Annotated in this window: 15 protein-coding genes; 4 read left to right on the top strand and 11 right to left on the bottom strand. The window is 60.0% G+C overall.

All coding sequences use genetic code 11. The annotated features are described in order from the left end of the window. Nucleotides 1-132 precede the first annotated feature (132 nt). The 4 genes from nusB to ACR0KJ_RS01800 all read right to left on the bottom strand — a co-directional run bounded on the left by nusB (nucleotide 133) and on the right by ACR0KJ_RS01800 (nucleotide 2,983). Nucleotides 133-615 carry a transcription antitermination factor NusB gene (nusB, locus tag ACR0KJ_RS01815; RefSeq protein ID WP_170621577.1) on the bottom strand — a complete coding sequence of 161 codons (483 nt, stop codon included), beginning with the start codon at nucleotides 613-615 and terminating at the stop codon, nucleotides 133-135. Further along, nucleotides 612-1,163, bottom strand: a complete 552-nt coding sequence (locus ACR0KJ_RS01810; protein ID WP_170621576.1) for a 6,7-dimethyl-8-ribityllumazine synthase — start codon at nucleotides 1,161-1,163, stop codon at nucleotides 612-614. Before ACR0KJ_RS01810 ends, nusB begins: the two co-directional genes overlap by 4 nt. A 2-nt stretch (nucleotides 1,164-1,165) precedes the next feature. Beyond that, nucleotides 1,166-2,287: a 3,4-dihydroxy-2-butanone-4-phosphate synthase gene (gene ribB / locus ACR0KJ_RS01805; protein WP_170621575.1), complete on the bottom strand. Its 1,122-nt coding sequence runs from the start codon at nucleotides 2,285-2,287 to the stop codon at nucleotides 1,166-1,168. Between the two features lie 108 nt (nucleotides 2,288-2,395). Beyond that, nucleotides 2,396-2,983 (bottom strand): riboflavin synthase, encoded by a 588-nt coding sequence (locus ACR0KJ_RS01800; protein WP_170451568.1) that lies wholly within the window; start codon nucleotides 2,981-2,983, stop codon nucleotides 2,396-2,398. A 163-nt stretch (nucleotides 2,984-3,146) separates the two neighbouring features. Between ACR0KJ_RS01800 and ACR0KJ_RS01795 the strand changes: the two genes are divergently transcribed. The 3 genes from ACR0KJ_RS01795 (at nucleotide 3,147) to ACR0KJ_RS01785 (ending at nucleotide 7,659) form a co-directional block, all read left to right on the top strand. Beyond that, nucleotides 3,147-4,442 (top strand): capsule biosynthesis protein, encoded by a 1,296-nt coding sequence (locus ACR0KJ_RS01795; protein ID WP_480625845.1) that lies wholly within the window; start codon nucleotides 3,147-3,149, stop codon nucleotides 4,440-4,442. Between the two features lie 79 nt (nucleotides 4,443-4,521). After that, complete coding sequence (locus tag ACR0KJ_RS01790; protein WP_480581718.1) at nucleotides 4,522-5,655, top strand: polysaccharide biosynthesis/export family protein; 1,134 nt, start codon at nucleotides 4,522-4,524, stop codon at nucleotides 5,653-5,655. Between the two features lie 15 nt (nucleotides 5,656-5,670). Then, nucleotides 5,671-7,659 carry a capsular polysaccharide biosynthesis protein gene (locus ACR0KJ_RS01785; RefSeq protein ID WP_480625844.1) on the top strand — a complete coding sequence of 663 codons (1,989 nt, stop codon included), beginning with the start codon at nucleotides 5,671-5,673 and terminating at the stop codon, nucleotides 7,657-7,659. An 8-nt stretch (nucleotides 7,660-7,667) separates the two neighbouring features. Here ACR0KJ_RS01785 and ribD read toward each other — a convergent pair whose 3' ends face one another. The 6 genes from ribD to ACR0KJ_RS01755 form a co-directional block, all read right to left on the bottom strand. Further along, the gene (gene ribD / locus ACR0KJ_RS01780) at nucleotides 7,668-8,768 is read right to left on the bottom strand and encodes a bifunctional diaminohydroxyphosphoribosylaminopyrimidine deaminase/5-amino-6-(5-phosphoribosylamino)uracil reductase RibD (RefSeq protein ID WP_480625843.1); all 1,101 of its coding nucleotides are present in this window, start codon (nucleotides 8,766-8,768) and stop codon (nucleotides 7,668-7,670) included. Next, a complete protein-coding gene (gene nrdR / locus ACR0KJ_RS01775; protein ID WP_170451578.1) occupies nucleotides 8,765-9,235 on the bottom strand; it encodes a transcriptional regulator NrdR in 471 nt (156 codons plus the stop codon). The genes ribD and nrdR overlap by 4 nt, the downstream gene beginning before the upstream one ends. 120 nt (nucleotides 9,236-9,355) lie before the next feature. Continuing rightward, entirely contained in the window at nucleotides 9,356-9,769 is a 414-nt protein-coding gene (locus tag ACR0KJ_RS01770; protein WP_170734496.1) for a secondary thiamine-phosphate synthase enzyme YjbQ, read from the bottom strand. Nucleotides 9,770-9,790: 21 nt separating this feature from the next. After that, nucleotides 9,791-10,189 carry a hypothetical protein gene (locus tag ACR0KJ_RS01765; protein WP_170517730.1) on the bottom strand — a complete coding sequence of 133 codons (399 nt, stop codon included), beginning with the start codon at nucleotides 10,187-10,189 and terminating at the stop codon, nucleotides 9,791-9,793. 79 nt (nucleotides 10,190-10,268) lie between these two features. Beyond that, on the bottom strand, nucleotides 10,269-10,811 hold the full coding sequence (locus tag ACR0KJ_RS01760) for a DUF4166 domain-containing protein (RefSeq protein ID WP_480625842.1): 543 nt from the start codon (nucleotides 10,809-10,811) through the stop codon (nucleotides 10,269-10,271). After that, entirely contained in the window at nucleotides 10,812-11,249 is a 438-nt protein-coding gene (locus tag ACR0KJ_RS01755) for a thiol-disulfide oxidoreductase DCC family protein (protein ID WP_480625841.1), read from the bottom strand. 320 nt (nucleotides 11,250-11,569) lie between these two features. Between ACR0KJ_RS01755 and ACR0KJ_RS01750 the strand changes: the two genes are divergently transcribed. Continuing rightward, complete coding sequence (locus ACR0KJ_RS01750; protein WP_480625840.1) at nucleotides 11,570-12,589, top strand: helix-turn-helix domain-containing protein; 1,020 nt, start codon at nucleotides 11,570-11,572, stop codon at nucleotides 12,587-12,589. Between the two features lie 174 nt (nucleotides 12,590-12,763). Here ACR0KJ_RS01750 and rpoD read toward each other — a convergent pair whose 3' ends face one another. Beyond that, nucleotides 12,764-14,752: an RNA polymerase sigma factor RpoD gene (gene rpoD / locus ACR0KJ_RS01745; RefSeq protein WP_480625839.1), complete on the bottom strand. Its 1,989-nt coding sequence runs from the start codon at nucleotides 14,750-14,752 to the stop codon at nucleotides 12,764-12,766. Nucleotides 14,753-14,832: the final 80 nt, after the last annotated feature.

The raw sequence follows: 14,832 nt of genomic DNA, 5'->3' as shown, positions 1-14,832 counted from the left end.
AAAGTGCTGGTGTCTTTGGATAAAACTGTGAGTGGTGGACACCGGAGGCTTGTTTTAACAAGTGTATTGCAAACGTTCAGGCGCAGCTCGGTTTCGAGTCTGCGCCTTATTCTTGTCGTCCGGTGATGTGGCTCAGAACGCCTCGGGCTGGGCCTCACGCGCCATGTGGTCCAGCACGGCGTTGACGAATTTCGGCTCTTTGCCTTCAGGGAAGAAGGCGCGCGCGACGTCGACGAATTCGGTGATAACCACCTTGGGCGGCGTGTCGCTTTGGGTCAGTTCGGCCCCGGCGGCGCGGAACAGCGCCCGCAGGGTCGGATCGATGCGCGAGATCGGCCATTTGGCGACCAGCGCACGGTCGGTCATCTGGTCAATCGGAGCCTGATAGTTCACAGCATTGTCCACCAGCGAGCGGAAGACGCTGATATCGCCATCCAGCATCTCGTCCCCTTCATAGACAGCGCCAAACCGGTGATCCAGAAACTCATTCACGACGGCTTCGGTCGTCTGGCCCGACTGCTCCATCTGGAACAGCGCCTGCACGGCATAAAGCCGGGCGGCGGATTTCATCAGGCGTTTCTGGTTGGCCGGTTTCGGCGCGTCTGTCTTGGTCATGCTGTCGAGGGTCCGTTGCTGTCGCCCGCCACAAGGATGGACTCGGACGGCGGCTTGAATCCGACGCCCTTTTTGGAAGAGCCCCACTTACGGCTGAGCGCGATCAGATGCAAGGCCGCAGCAGCCGCGCCGCCGCCTTTATTCATCTTTTCGGGGTTGGCGCGAACTTCGGCCTGATCGTCATTTTCCACAGTCAGGATGCCGTTGCCGATGCACAGGCCCTGCAGGCCCAGCAACTGAATGGCGCGGCTGGAGTCGTTGCAGACAGTCTCATAGTGCGTGGTCTCACCGCGAATGACGCAGCCCAGTGCGACATAGCCGTCGAAATTGCACTGGCGGTCCGCCATAGCGATGGCGGTGGGGATCTCCAGCGCGCCGGGCACCTCGACAACCTCACAGGCGCCGCCAGCTGCTTCGATCTCGGCCTTCGCACCGGCGATCAGGTTGTCTGCAATCGCGCGATAGAAAGGGGCCGCCACGATCAACAGCTTCACCGGCTTGTCGAATTTGGGTGTCGGCAAAACGCCATGTTCGTCTTGAGCAGCCATGATCAGTCTTCCTTCAGGATCGAACGGGTACCGACGATGGACAGGCCAAACGCGTCGAGCCCCAGATATACGGTTTCAGGCGAGTCCGTCAGCAGCACCAGTTCCTGAATGCCCATCTTGGACAGGATTTGCGCGCCCAGACCGGTTTGCTTGATCGTGCGCGGGCCTTCATCTTCGGCCGCATACAGCGAGTTACGCGGCTGCCGGAACAGGCAGACCACGCCGCGCCCCTCTTCTGCGATCTTCTCCATCGCGCGCGGCAACTCGCGCGAGGATTTGGGGCCGAGGCCCAGAATATCCGGCGCTTCGTGCAGGGCGTGGGTGCGGGTCAGAACCGGCTCTGGTGTAGTCACATCGCCTTTGACCATCACCACATGCTCGATGCCGTGCGTCTGATCGGTGAAAATCCGCATCTCCCATTCGCCGCCATATTCCGAGTTGACGGTTTCACGCGAGGTTTCGACTACCAGATTGTCATTGCGCGACCGGTAGGTGATTAGATCGCTGATCGTACCGATCTTCATGTCATGCTCTTGCGCGAATTCCACCAGATCGGGCAGACGCGCCATGGTGCCGTCAGCCTTCATGATCTCACAGATGACACCCGACGGATTCAGCCCCGCCAGACGCGAGATATCTACGGCGGCCTCGGTATGGCCTGCACGCACCAGTACCCCACCCCGCTTGGCACGCAGTGGGAAGATATGGCCGGGGGTTGCGATATGGGCCATCGTGTTCTGCTCGTTGATCGCAGTTGCCACCGTCAGCGCGCGGTCGGCGGCGGAAATCCCGGTGGATACACCCTCGCGCGCTTCAATCGACACGGTGAAGGCCGTCTCGTGACGCGACGAGTTGTTCACGGCCATCATCGGCAGGCCCAGAGCATCCACGCGTTCGGCGGTCATCGGCAGACAGATCAGCCCGCGCCCATGGGTGGCCATGAAGTTGATCGCCTCGGCATCGGCAAATTCAGCCGGGATCACCAGATCGCCTTCGTTCTCGCGATCCTCGTGATCGACCAGGATATACATCCGGCCCTTGCGCGCCTCGTCGATGATCTCTTCGATCGGGCTGATCGCGTCACGCAGTTGGGCCTCGACCGGACCGGGGGTTTCAAAGCTCATGGGGCAGCCTTTCACAAGAGCATTTCTGCAAGGCGGGATAGACCACACTGCGCCCAAAGGCCAGAGCGCAAACGGCGCTGGCCTGTCAGGACGCGACGTATTTCGCGGTCAGGACATCTCGGCCAGGCGGGCGACGTACCGGGCCAGCGTGTCGATTTCGAGGTTAACGTGATCCCCGACAGCAACATCACCCCAGGTCGTGACCTCTTTGGTATGCGGGATAAAGTTGATACCAAAATCACGACCGTCCACGTCATTGACGGTCAGCGAGGTTCCGTTCAGCGCAACCGACCCTTTCGGCGCAATGAACCGCGCCAGATCCGCAGGCGCGCGCAACGTGACCCTTGTGCTGTCGCCCTCATCCTCAACCGCAACAACCTCGGCAACGCCATCGACATGGCCCGAGACGATATGACCGCCCAGTTCGTCACCCACCTTCAAGGCGCGTTCCAAGTTCACCCGCGATCCGGTGGTCCAGCTGTTCAGGTTGGTTTTAGACACCGTCTCGGCGCTGATTTGAACGTCATACCAATCGTCGCCCAGCGCGATCACGGTCAGGCACACGCCATCGCTGGCAATCGACGCCCCGATATCGATGCCGGACGTGTCATAGGCAGTCTGGATGCGGGCGCGCAGGTCGCCTTGCTGCTCCAACTCGGTGACAGTGCCGACATCGGTGACGATCCCTGTAAACATCCTGTTAACCCTCGTTCCCTAACCTGAGCGTGTTTTCACAAGCTGAGGTACGCCCATCCCCTTGCGCGGGCAAGGACCCGACACGGTAAAAAAGGCCGGATTGAACAAAAAACTGGCGAGATACGGCATAGATTCGCCCAGAAGTTTGGATATTGTCACCAAGATGAACCACTCAACCACCGCCCGAAATAACCGCGTCTTCCTGTTTCTTCAGGGGCCCCATGGGCCGTTTTTCAGCGCCCTTGGGCGGATGTTGCAGGCATCGGGCGCGCAAGTCTGGCGCGTGGGGTTCAACGCAGGTGATCGGGCGTTCTGGTTCGACAAATCCAGCTATATCCCTTTTCGCGACACGCCGGATCGTTGGTCCGAAACCCTGATTGACCTGATCGTCGGAAAAGGCGTGACCGACATTGTGTTGTATGGCGACACCCGCCCGGTGCATGCGCGCGCCGTTGAAATCGCGCGGTCGCGCGGCATCACCGTGCATGTGTTCGAGGAAGGGTATCTAAGGCCCTGGTGGGTCACGTATGAGCGTGGCGGCTCGAACGGAAACTCGCGCCTCATGTCGCTGAATGTCGAGGATATGCAACAGGCGCTCGAGCATTCGGACACGCAATCCCCGCCGCCGTCCCATTGGGGGGACATGCGCCAGCACATCTTCTACGGTGCGCTCTACCATTGGTTCGTCTTGTTCCTGAACCGCCGTTACCGGAACTTCCGCCCGCATCGGGAATTGCCGGTGTCAAAAGAATTCCGCTTGTATTTCAAGCGGCTGGCGCTGATGCCGTTTCATCGCATTCAAAGGGGTTGGTCCACGGGATTGGTTCGCAAAAGCCCGCACCCCTATCACCTTGTCCTTTTGCAACTGGGCCACGACAGCTCGGTTCAGTCGCACTCCGATTACTCAGGGATGAGCGAGTTTCTCGAACAGATGATTGCGGGTTTCGCCAAGGGCGCACCGGGGCACCACCGGCTGGTGATCAAGGAACACCCGTTGGAAAACCACCGCGAACCGCTGCGCCGCCACGTGCGTCAGAGGGCACGTGCGCATGGGATCGAAGATCGCGTTCACTATGTGCCGGGCGGCAAACTGGCCAAACTGCTGGACGAGGCGAACTCGGCCGTCACAATCAACTCAACGGCTGGTCAACAGGTGCTGTGGCGGGGCATTCCGCTGCGGATTTTCGGCAAATCGGTCTATGACAAACCCGAATTCGTGTCGCATCAAGCCATCGAAGATTTCTATGCAAACCCCGGGATGCCGGATGCCAAGGCCTACCGCATCTATCGTCAGTTCCTGCTGGAAACCAGTCAGGTTCCGGGCGGGTTCTATTCGCGCCGGGGGCGCCGGCAACTGCTGCGCCGCGCCGCAGATATGATGTTGCGCGCCAACGATCCTTATCAGAGTGTCCTCAGAAACAACGAGGCACTGACGCCACAGTTGCGGCTCGTTGAGTGAAATGGGGCATCCTCTGCTGGATGTTGTATCCCGAAGCGGGTAAGTTTCCCAAAACTAAGAATACTGAGGATCATCGGCAGTGCAGAGCTTTCCAATCCGATGGATGCGGGGGATTACCCTTGTGGGCCTTTGCGGCCTTTTGGCCGCGTGTCAGCTTCCCAAATCCGGACCGAACAAATCAGAGATTCTGGCAGGCTCGGTCGAAAATGGCGGCAATGCCTTCGTGGTTGAAGTTGATGATCGCGTCACACGGGCAACCTCCAGCGTTCCGCAGTTTGGCTTTTCGTCGTCGTTCAGCAGTGCGCAAAGCGTGGCGGCCGATACGGTGCGCCCCGGCGATGTTCTGGGCCTGACCATCTGGGAAAACGTGGATGACGGATTGCTGGCTGGCGAAACCGGCTCGGCCACTGCGCTGGACGAAGTGCAAGTCGACAGCGAAGGTTTCATCTTTGTACCCTATGCCGGACGCCTGCGCGCCGCCGGAAACACGCCCGAGCAGTTGCGCATCCTGATCACCAACCGCTTGCAGGAACAAACCCCTGACCCGCAGGTCGAGGTGCGCCGCGTTGCCGGCGATGGCTCGACCGTGTCGCTGACAGGCACAATTGGAGCCCCCGGTATTTACCCGATTGAACGCCCCACCCGCACATTGCTGGGCATGTTGTCTCAGGCGGGCGGCGTGGCCGTCGGATCGGACATTGCGCTGGTCACCCTGATCCGGGGCGACCAAAAGGGTACGGTCTGGTATGAAGACCTGTTCACCAATCCAAGGCTGGATGTGGCGCTGCGTGGCGGCGACCGTATCCTGGTCGAGGCGGACAGCCGGTCCTACATCGCGCTTGGCGCAACCGGCGGGCAATCTCGTATCGCCTTTGACACTCAGGACCTGTCAGCTTTGGAAGCCCTGGCGCAGGTCGGCGGCCTGCAAGGCCTGTCATCGGATCCGACTGGGATTTTCATCCTGCGGAAAGAACGTCAGGACATCGCCCGCAGCGTGACGGGCCGGGCCGAGTTGCAAGGCGATCAGCGGATGATCTACCTGCTCAACCTCACCGCGCCGAATGGCCTGTTCATCGCCCGTGACTTTGTCATCCGCGACGACGACACGATCTACGTGACCGAAGCGCCTTATGCGCAGTGGAGCAAATCGATCTCGCTTATCGCGGGCGGGCTGACTCCGGTTGCAAACGTCGCGACCCTGACCGGCAACTGATCCGTGACCCCCGAAATGGACACCGCAGCCGGGGCGGAGCGCTCTCGGCTGTTTGTGTATAATGGGGGATTTCTGACCAATCGGCGCATTCGGCGCATCCTGTCCTTGGCTGGCTATGACATTCGTCTGGGCCTGCCGAAACCCGGTGACATGGTTGGGGTTTGGGGCAATAGTCCGACCGCCCATCGCGGCCTGCGGGTTGCGGGTAAGTACGATGCCCCGGTCCTGCGGGTCGAAGACGCGTTTCTGCGCTCGCTTCACCCCGGTCGTCAGGGCGAAGCGCCGCTGGGCCTGCTGGTGGATCGAACAGGTCTGCATTTCGACCCGTCCGCACCATCTGATCTTGAGACCCTGTTGGCCATGCACCCGCTGGATGACACTGCGCTGCTGGACCGGGCTCGGGGGGCAATCGCGCGACTGAAAGACCTGCATCTCAGCAAATACTCGGCCTTTGAACTGGATATTGCACCGCCCGACCCCGGATATGTGCTGGTCATCGATCAGACCCAAGGCGATGCGGCGGTAACGGCCAGTGGCGGCGACTATGCCCGCTTCCGAGAAATGCTGGTAATCGCGCAAGAAGAGAACCCCGGCGCAAGGATTCTCATCAAAACGCACCCGGAAACGCAGGCCGGTCATCGCGCGGGGCATTTCAGCGATCAGGACCTGTCTGACCGGGTGTCCTTTCTAAGCGACCCGATCAGCCCGTGGTCCCTGCTGGAAGGCGCGGTTGCTGTTTACACACTGTCGTCGCAACTGGGGTTCGAGGCTATTCTGGCCGGTCACAAGCCCCGCGTCTTTGGGCAGCCTTTCTATGCGGGTTGGGGGCTGACGCAGGATGAAGACCCAATCCCGCGCCGCACCCGCAATCTGACCCGACCGCAATTGTTCGCGGCATCCATGCTGCTTTACCCAGTCTGGTACGACCCATATCGGGACCAATTGTGCGAGTTGGAAACCGTTCTGGACACACTCGAAGCGCTGAGCCGCGCGTGGCGGCAGGATCGGTTTGGCTGGACCGCGTCGGGCATGCGGCTGTGGAAGCGCAAGCATCTGCAACAGATGTTTGGGTGTCACAAAAAGATGCAATTCACCTCGGCCCCGCCGACAACGTCCGATCGCCCCCACATGGTCTGGGCCAGTCAGGCCCGAGATGCCGAAGGGGCCATTCGGGTCGAGGATGGCTTTTTGCGCTCGCGCGGATTGGGGGCCGAGCTGGTTCCGCCTCTGTCACTGGTGTCGGACGATCTGGGGATTTACTACGACCCCACACGGCCTAGCCGGTTGGAGGAATTGATCGCCCAGCGCGAAACCCTGCGCCCCGATCAGGAACGGCGGGCCGAACGGCTGGTCAGCAGGCTGCTCTCGGACGGTCTGAGCAAATACAATACCGGCCAGCCCGCGCCGACCCTGCCAGATGGGCACCGCATTCTTGTGCCGGGACAAGTGGAGGATGATGCCTCGATCCTGTTGGGCACCAGCAGCGTGCGCACCAATCTTGAGCTTCTGCAAACCGCGCGGGAGGCGAATCCGGACGCCGTTTTGATCTACAAACCTCATCCCGATGTCGAAGCCGGGCTGCGTGAGGGGCGCATTGAGGCGGAGGAACTGGCGGATCTGATCCTCGACAATTGCGATCCGGCGTCTTTACTGCCTCATGTGAACGAAGTCTGGACCATGACCTCGCTACTGGGTTTCGAGGCGCTTTTGCGCGGAGTTCAGGTCACGACGCTGGGCGCGCCCTTTTATGCCGGTTGGGGGCTGACAAACGATCTGGGCGCGGTGCCTGTCCGGCGCGGCGCGCGCCCGTCCTTGATGGGGCTGGTTCATGCGACGCTGATTGATTACCCGCGCTACATGGATCCGTTGACCGGACAGCCCTGCCCGGTCGAAGTCGCCGTTGATCGGTTGGTGAGTGACACGGCCGCGCCAACGGGGCCTTTGAACCGGTTGCTGTCCAAGCTACAGGGGGCGTTTGCCACACATGCGCATTTGTGGCGCTGACTTGAACGTCACTGCGTTGGACGTCGCCAACGATGCAGGATGTCGGGACCGATAGCGCGGGTTTCGATCAGTTCGAACCGGGGGGCCGCGTCCAGCTTTTCCAGCCCCAACCGACCAACTGCGGCCAAACCCTCGGCCCCGATGGTCAGGCCCGCGGTGAAGCCGACCAGCTCATCCACCAGGTCCTTTTCCAATAGTGAGGCAGCAAGCGCGGCCCCGCCTTCGCAAAACACTCGGGTCAGCCCGGCCTGACCCAGTTGCTGCAACAGATCCGCCGCATCAATATGGTGATCCTGCAAGGCACAGGGGATCAGGCGCGCGCCCAGCCCGTCCCATGCGCGCGCACGCTCGGCATCGGGATGGGGGCCGTGGCACAGCCAGACCGGAACTTCGGCTGCTGTGCGGGCAAGCTGCCCCATAAGCGGCAGGTCGAGATGGCGGGACACGACAACGCGCACAGGCTGTTGCGCGACGCCCAGATCACGCACGGTCAGCGACGGATCATCCGCCCGCGCCGTGCCTGCCCCCACCATCACCGCATCATGGCGCGCGCGCATCGCGTGAACGGCCCGGCGCGCCTCGGGGCCCGTGATCCACTGGCTATGCCCGGTCTGGGTGGCAATGCGCCCGTCAAAGCTGCTGGCCAGTTTCAGGGTAACAAAAGGTCGGCCCTGCTCGGTCTTCAGAAAAAAGCCTGCCAGATCCCGTTCGGCCTGCTCGGCCAGAACGCCGGTTTCAACCTCGATCCCGGCTTCGCGTAACATGGCAAAGCCCTGCCCTGCCACGCGGGGATCACTGTCTTCCACGGCTGCAACAACACGCCCGACGCCGGCCTCGATCAGGGCAGCAGCGCAGGGCGGTGTCTTGCCGTGATGCGAACAGGGTTCCAGCGTCACATAGGCCGTCGCGCCCCTGGCCGCGTCTCCTGCCTGAGCCAAAGCCTCGGTTTCCGCGTGGGGTCGCCCGCCGGGTTGAGTCCATCCACGTCCAACAATCCGGCCACCCTGCACGACAACGCACCCGACTGCCGGGTTGGGCCAGCATGACCCTTGCCCGCGCTGACCCAATGACAAGGCCAGCGCCATAAATCGCTTATCTGTTTCGCTCACTCGTCCGTCGGAGGCTGCGGCGGGCGCAGTTCGTGGACAAACTCCTCGAAATCATCGGCCGCCTGAAAGTTTCTGTAGACACTCGCAAAGCGAACATAGGCGACGGTGTCGATCCGCGCCAGAGCTTCCATGACAATCTCACCGATCTTTTCGGAGGGTATGTCGGTCTCTCCCATGCTTTCCAGACGCCGGACAATCCCCGAGATCATCTGATCGATCCGCTCGGGATCAACAGGGCGTTTCTGCATCGAGATGCGGATTGACCGTTCCAGCTTGTCGCGGTCAAAATCCTCGCGTTTGCCGTTGGTTTTGATCACCACCAGATCGCGCAGTTGCACGCGCTCATAGGTGGTAAACCGACCCCCGCAGGCCGGACAAAAGCGGCGTCGGCGGATCGCGACGTGATCCTCTGCAGGGCGTGAATCTTTCACCTGAGTGTCGATATTTCCGCAAAACGGGCAGCGCATCCGCCGTCTCCTCGTCCCATGTTCGGCCTCTTTTTGTAAGCGCTACGGCTTACTTATCCACAACTATAGGGCAGCCGCTAGGATTTGGGTAGTCGGAATTTTCAACCCCTAGATAAAGGGTTACCCCAGATGCGCAGCGACCAAACGGCGATGCGGTGCGGTCCGGTGTTCGAACAGGTAAATCCCCTGCCATGTGCCAAGTGCCATACGACCCCCAGAGACCGGGATCGAAAGCGAGACCGGCATAAGCGCCGCCTTGATATGCGCTGGCATATCGTCCGGCCCCTCATATGTGTGGCGCAGATAGGCCATCGAGGGATGGTTCGAGGGCGGTACAAGCCGTTCAAAAAACGCGTGCAGATCGGTCTGCACCTCGGGGTCAGCGTTTTCCTGAATCAGCAAAGAACATGAGGTGTGGCGAACGAACAGCGTCAATACGCCATCCTTCGCCACCGGGTTCAGCCAGCGATGCACATCCTTGGTGAATTCATAGAGTCCGGGGCCTTGCGTCTGGATCGAGAATTCTGTCTGCATCCGCGCTGTTTCACCACTGCGTCAGTTTATAAACGGGCGCGTTCTACACCTTGCCTCGGCCCCTTGCACAGATACGCTGGACCCCGGAACGAAGGGCGTCAAGACAAAGCTGGGTTGCGCGGGAACCTCGGCCGGTTTTTTAAGCGTAAACTGTACGGCCGTCTTGCGCCCGGTGGTCACGCTGGGCCCATATCCGCGCAGGACGTAAATTTGCTGCTGCCAGCCGGCCCCCAATTTGCGCCGGGCAAAATCTGCGGCCGCACACCAATACCCGTCCGTGAATTGCTGGGCGCGCGGGATGACTTCGAAATCGGTGCTGTTGATCGGCTCGGTTCGGTATCCATTGCGGGCGGCATCAGCGGTGACGGGAACGCCAAGGGCAAAGGCGGCGAGCGTTGCGCAGGCTAAAATCTGTTTCATTGGTAATCTCTTCCCTGATTGTGTGTGGTCAAAATATTAGGATCGGGTCCGGCGCAGAACAGGCCCCCTCACAACCTGTTCAGACCACTGGCAGGTGACTGTGATCGGGCGTGAGCCAGCCATGATAGCGGATCAACTGCCCGACCAGCGGCGCGCGGGCGGACACGTCAAACCGGAACCGGCCCTGATCGTCCTGCCATTCGACCGTTGATGACTGCGGAAGCAGCGCGTTTGGAACGGCAATGCCCCACAGGGTCAAACGCCGGATATTGATCTGCAAACGCGCCCCGGCCACAACCGGTTTCAACCAGATGGACAAGGCACCAAAATCCTCTCGCACGCAGTTGGACTGTCGATCAAAAGACAAGCGGGACTGGGTGATATGCCCTCCGAAATCGCGCCTCCATTCCCATCCCGGCCCGCGCCGAGACACCGTGACCCTGACCGAAACGTCGCGCCCGGAGTGGGGGAACCCCCCTAACCACAAAGACAAACCGGCCAGCCACCCTTGTCCCCGCTGAATATCGCAGCGACCGATGTATGTGCCTTCCTTGCTGTGCAAGTCATGTAACGCCTCGGGAAGCCCTGTCGGTTCCGCCGCAGCCTGCAAAAATGGATCCATCTAAAACCCTTGCACAGCAAAGCGCGAGCGGGTCGCCGCATCCGGCACAAGGCAGGTTTCCGACCTTCCGAAGATGGCATATCGGTTGCGTGCAATCGCGTGATAAAGCGGATCCTTCACAAACCTAGGCAGGATCCGGCACAGCGACAGAATACGCCATGGCCCGCGCAACTGCCCCATCGCCACTGCGAAGGCATCGAGGCGCTGATGAACCACGCCATTCACAATCACAAGATTGGTTTCAAAATCCTGCGTTGGCAGACCGAGTTCCCGGTAAAGGCGCTGCCCCAATGGTGACTGAGCTGTAGCAAACTGAAACACCTGCGCCTTGTCATGCCGCAGCATAAAGCGGAAAAACCCGGAACACAGGACACAGACCCCATCAAAGACGATGAGGCTGCCATCGTGAGTTTTCCGCGAAACATCAGGCTTTTGCATGACATCACCGCCTTTCCGCGATCTGCGCAAAAATACGGTGTCACGCAGCGTTCGATCAGGCAATGCGACAAGAATGGCGGGACGGCGCGCGTGCCGGGGAGCCTCCGCGCGATCGCGGCGATCGCATGGTGGCTCTGACCTCATCCCCATAAAGGTCGCGACCCGACAGCGCTGACGATGTAGGATACGTTCGGGGCAATCTCTTGATCGCATCGGACAATTCCATTCGATTTCCGGACATTTCAGCCTATGATCCCGATGCGCCTAACAGGTTTCACACCACCTAGGGCGGTTTTGGTTAAAAGCATTAGGGCACCGCAATGGATGTTGATATTGGCCGTCTTCATATCCTGACCCAATCGCTGGACCGGCACAGCGGCAATGCCTCGACCTCGCAACGCGTTCTTGCGCAAAGCGGGTTGGCAGCAGACCACGTGGATCCCACCGCCACGACCTATGACGCGCATAAAGAAGCGCTGTTTGTCCGCTATGCCTGCGACGCGCTTCGCGACATCACCTTTGCCGCGCGGGCCGGGTTGGACGTGACCTCGGTTTCAACCCTGACAGGATATATCAGCAAGTATTCCCGCGATTTGAAGCAAGTGACTGAAAACACGTCCCGGTTTCACGGCATAATTGACCCCTCCATAGCGTTCAGTCTGCGCATGGCCGGAAATTTCGCAGCGTTCGAGGCGGATTGGAAAGACCCCAGCTTTGCCCGCTATCATCGCAGAACCGAGTTTCTGTTGTTCGCCGCGCTGGCGCGAATGCGGAACCTGACCCAGACACAGTTCTATCCCATCGAAATGCGGTTTCAGCACGAGATCGGCGAAAACGCGAAGGCCTTTCAGAAACTTGCAGGCTTTCCGGTTGTTTTTGGTGCAGAGCGGATGGAGATCATTCTGTCCTTGTCCTCATTGGACCTGCCCGTCCCAACCTATGACCCAAAGCTGCGCGCGCATCTGCTGGAATATGGCGAGCGTATCCTGGCCGAGCGCCGGTCCCCCCAGCAAAAGACCCGCGCCAAGGTCGAAGGGCTGATCACCCGCTCGCTGCCCGGCCATATCATTCAGGCCGAAGAGGCCGCCGCCAATCTGGGCATGAGTCCCAGAACTCTTGCGCGCAGGTTAAAGGATGAAGGCACAAGCTTCCGCGAGATTGTCGAAGACCTGAGATGCGATCTTGCGCAGACCTTCATCACCAACCGGATGCCGCTGGCCGAGATCGCCTATTCGCTGGGATATGCGGATCAGGCGGCATTTTCGACCGCGTTCAAGCGGTGGACGGGTCAGGCCCCCAGCGCCTTCAAAACCCGTGTCGAACATCCGATCCGCAACTAGAACCGGGGGTCATCAGCGATTGCGCCTCGCCCCGGCCCGTCCCATGAGTGGACAGGGCCGATATAAGGATGTGCTGAACCCGATCCTTGTGAGTTCGCGCCAATGTGTTTGGCGTGCTAGCCAACCGTGATGGCAAAGAAAAAAGGCGCCTCGGATCCGGGGCGCCTTTGATTTCTATTGATCCAGGAAAGACCGCAGTTTGCGCGACCGGCTGGGATGTTTCAGCTTGCGCAGCGCCTTCGCCTCGATCTGGCGAATACGTTCGCGGGTCACGCTGAACTGCTGGCCGACCTCTTCCAGCGTGTGGTCGGTATTCATGCCGATGCCGAAGCGCATCCGCAAAACCCGTTCTTCGCGCGGGGTCAGCGAGGCCAGAACGCGAGTCGTGGTTTCCTTGAGGTTTTCCTGAATGGCGCTGTCCAGCGGCAGAACGGCATTCTTGTCCTCGATGAAATCGCCAAGCTGGCTGTCTTCCTCGTCGCCGATGGGTGTTTCCAGGCTGATCGGTTCCTTGGCGATTTTCATCACCTTGCGAACCTTTTCCAGCGGCATCTGCAGCTTTTCGGCCAGTTCTTCCGGCGTCGGCTCGCGGCCAATCTCGTGCAGCATCTGGCGGCCAGTCCGGACCAGCTTGTTGATCGTTTCGATCATGTGAACCGGAATACGGATCGTCCGCGCCTGATCCGCGATGGACCGCGTGATCGCCTGACGGATCCACCATGTCGCATAGGTCGAGAACTTGTACCCGCGGCGGTATTCGAACTTGTCCACCGCCTTCATGAGTCCGATGTTACCTTCCTGAATAAGATCAAGGAATTGCAGGCCACGGTTCGTGTATTTTTTGGCAATCGAGATCACCAGACGCAGGTTGGCTTCGACCATTTCCTTCTTGGCCTGACGCGCCTCTTTCTCGCCCTTTTGAACCTGCTGCACGATGCGGCGGAATTCAGAAATATCCAGACCGACATACTGACCGACCTGAGCCATGTCGTTGCGCAGCTCTTCAACCTTGTCAGTCGAGCGTTCAATGAACATCTGCCAGCCCCGGCCCGGCTTTTCGGTCATCTCGGCCAGCCAGTTCGGGTCCAGTTCGCGCCCGCGATAGGCATCGATGAACTCACGACGGTTGATACGGGCCTGGTCGGCCAGTTTCACCATCGAGCTGTCCAGCGACATGACCCGGCGGTTGATGCCGTAAAGCTGGTCGATCAGCGCTTCGATCCGGTTGTTGTGCAGGTGAAGGCCATTCACCAGCTCGACGATTTCAGCGCGCAGTTTCTGATAGGTCTCTTCGTCTTTTTCGCTGAACGAGCCATCCTCGTTCAGAGTCGCTGAAATCCGGCTGTCCTGCATTTCCGACAGCATCGAAAAGTCGGTCGAGATCCGTTCCAGCGTGGTCAGAACCTGATCTTTCAGCGCGGCTTCCATCGCGGCCAGCGACATGTTGGCCTGATCGTCGTCGTCGTCATCGTCGTCATTGTTCAGCGGGTTACCGTCGGCATCCAGTTCGGGGCCGGTGTCCTTGGCGGGTTTGGTGGCCTGAACGGCGGAAGTATCCACCACAGGCTCCTGAACATCGCCGTCCTCGTCCATCTGGTTGCCAAAAGTGGTCTCCAGATCGATGACATCGCGCAAGAGGATGTCTTCGGACAGCAATTCGTCATGCCAGATGGTGATCGCCTGGAAGGTCAGCGGGCTTTCGCACAGACCGGCGATCATGGTGTTCCGGCCAGCCTCAATCCGCTTGGCGATGGCAATCTCGCCCTCGCGGCTGAGCAGTTCGACCGAACCCATCTCGCGCAGATACATACGGACGGGATCGTCGGTACGGTCCAGTTTTTCGGTGGCGGCACCAGCCAGCGCAACCTCACGGTTGCTTTCCGTGGTGGTCAGTTCGGTCGAGCCCTTGTTCTCTTCCTCTTCGGCCTCTTCATCTTCGATGATGTTGATGCCCATTTCGGACAGCATCGACATAACGTCTTCGATCTGTTCCGAACTGACCTGATCAGGCGGCAGGACCTGATTGAGCTGATCGTAGGTGATGTAACCTTTCTCGCGGGCCTCGGCGATCATCTTCTTGACCTGGGCCTGGCTCATGTCCAGCGAGATTTCCTGTTCCTGCTCGTCGGATTTGCGGTCTTCGTTCGTATCCTTGGCGGCCATTCAATGCTCCTGCAGGGATGGGTGATTCGTTGGAACCGAATCATTAGCGCGTGAAACTGATTCGGCCACCCGTTTACCCG

This window comes from Ruegeria sp. AD6 (assembly GCF_056542325.1).
Note: the sequence above shows the minus strand (reverse complement) of the source record. Positions and strands in the feature narration are given on the sequence as shown.

Coding starts and splice junctions, on each gene's coding strand:
- ACR0KJ_RS01770 (WP_170734496.1), bottom strand. CDS start 9,769: ATGCAGACAGAATTCTCGATCCAGACGCAAGGCCCCGGACTCTATGAA.
- ACR0KJ_RS01810 (WP_170621576.1), bottom strand. CDS start 1,163: ATGGCTGCTCAAGACGAACATGGCGTTTTGCCGACACCCAAATTCGAC.
- rpoD (WP_480625839.1), bottom strand. CDS start 14,752: ATGGCCGCCAAGGATACGAACGAAGACCGCAAATCCGACGAGCAGGAA.
- ribB (WP_170621575.1), bottom strand. CDS start 2,287: ATGAGCTTTGAAACCCCCGGTCCGGTCGAGGCCCAACTGCGTGACGCG.
- nrdR (WP_170451578.1), bottom strand. CDS start 9,235: ATGCGCTGCCCGTTTTGCGGAAATATCGACACTCAGGTGAAAGATTCA.
- ACR0KJ_RS01765 (WP_170517730.1), bottom strand. CDS start 10,189: ATGAAACAGATTTTAGCCTGCGCAACGCTCGCCGCCTTTGCCCTTGGC.
- ACR0KJ_RS01755 (WP_480625841.1), bottom strand. CDS start 11,249: ATGCAAAAGCCTGATGTTTCGCGGAAAACTCACGATGGCAGCCTCATC.
- nusB (WP_170621577.1), bottom strand. CDS start 615: ATGACCAAGACAGACGCGCCGAAACCGGCCAACCAGAAACGCCTGATG.
- ACR0KJ_RS01800 (WP_170451568.1), bottom strand. CDS start 2,983: ATGTTTACAGGGATCGTCACCGATGTCGGCACTGTCACCGAGTTGGAG.
- ACR0KJ_RS01750 (WP_480625840.1), top strand. CDS start 11,570: ATGGATGTTGATATTGGCCGTCTTCATATCCTGACCCAATCGCTGGAC.
- ACR0KJ_RS01795 (WP_480625845.1), top strand. CDS start 3,147: ATGAACCACTCAACCACCGCCCGAAATAACCGCGTCTTCCTGTTTCTT.
- ACR0KJ_RS01785 (WP_480625844.1), top strand. CDS start 5,671: ATGGACACCGCAGCCGGGGCGGAGCGCTCTCGGCTGTTTGTGTATAAT.
- ACR0KJ_RS01760 (WP_480625842.1), bottom strand. CDS start 10,811: ATGGATCCATTTTTGCAGGCTGCGGCGGAACCGACAGGGCTTCCCGAG.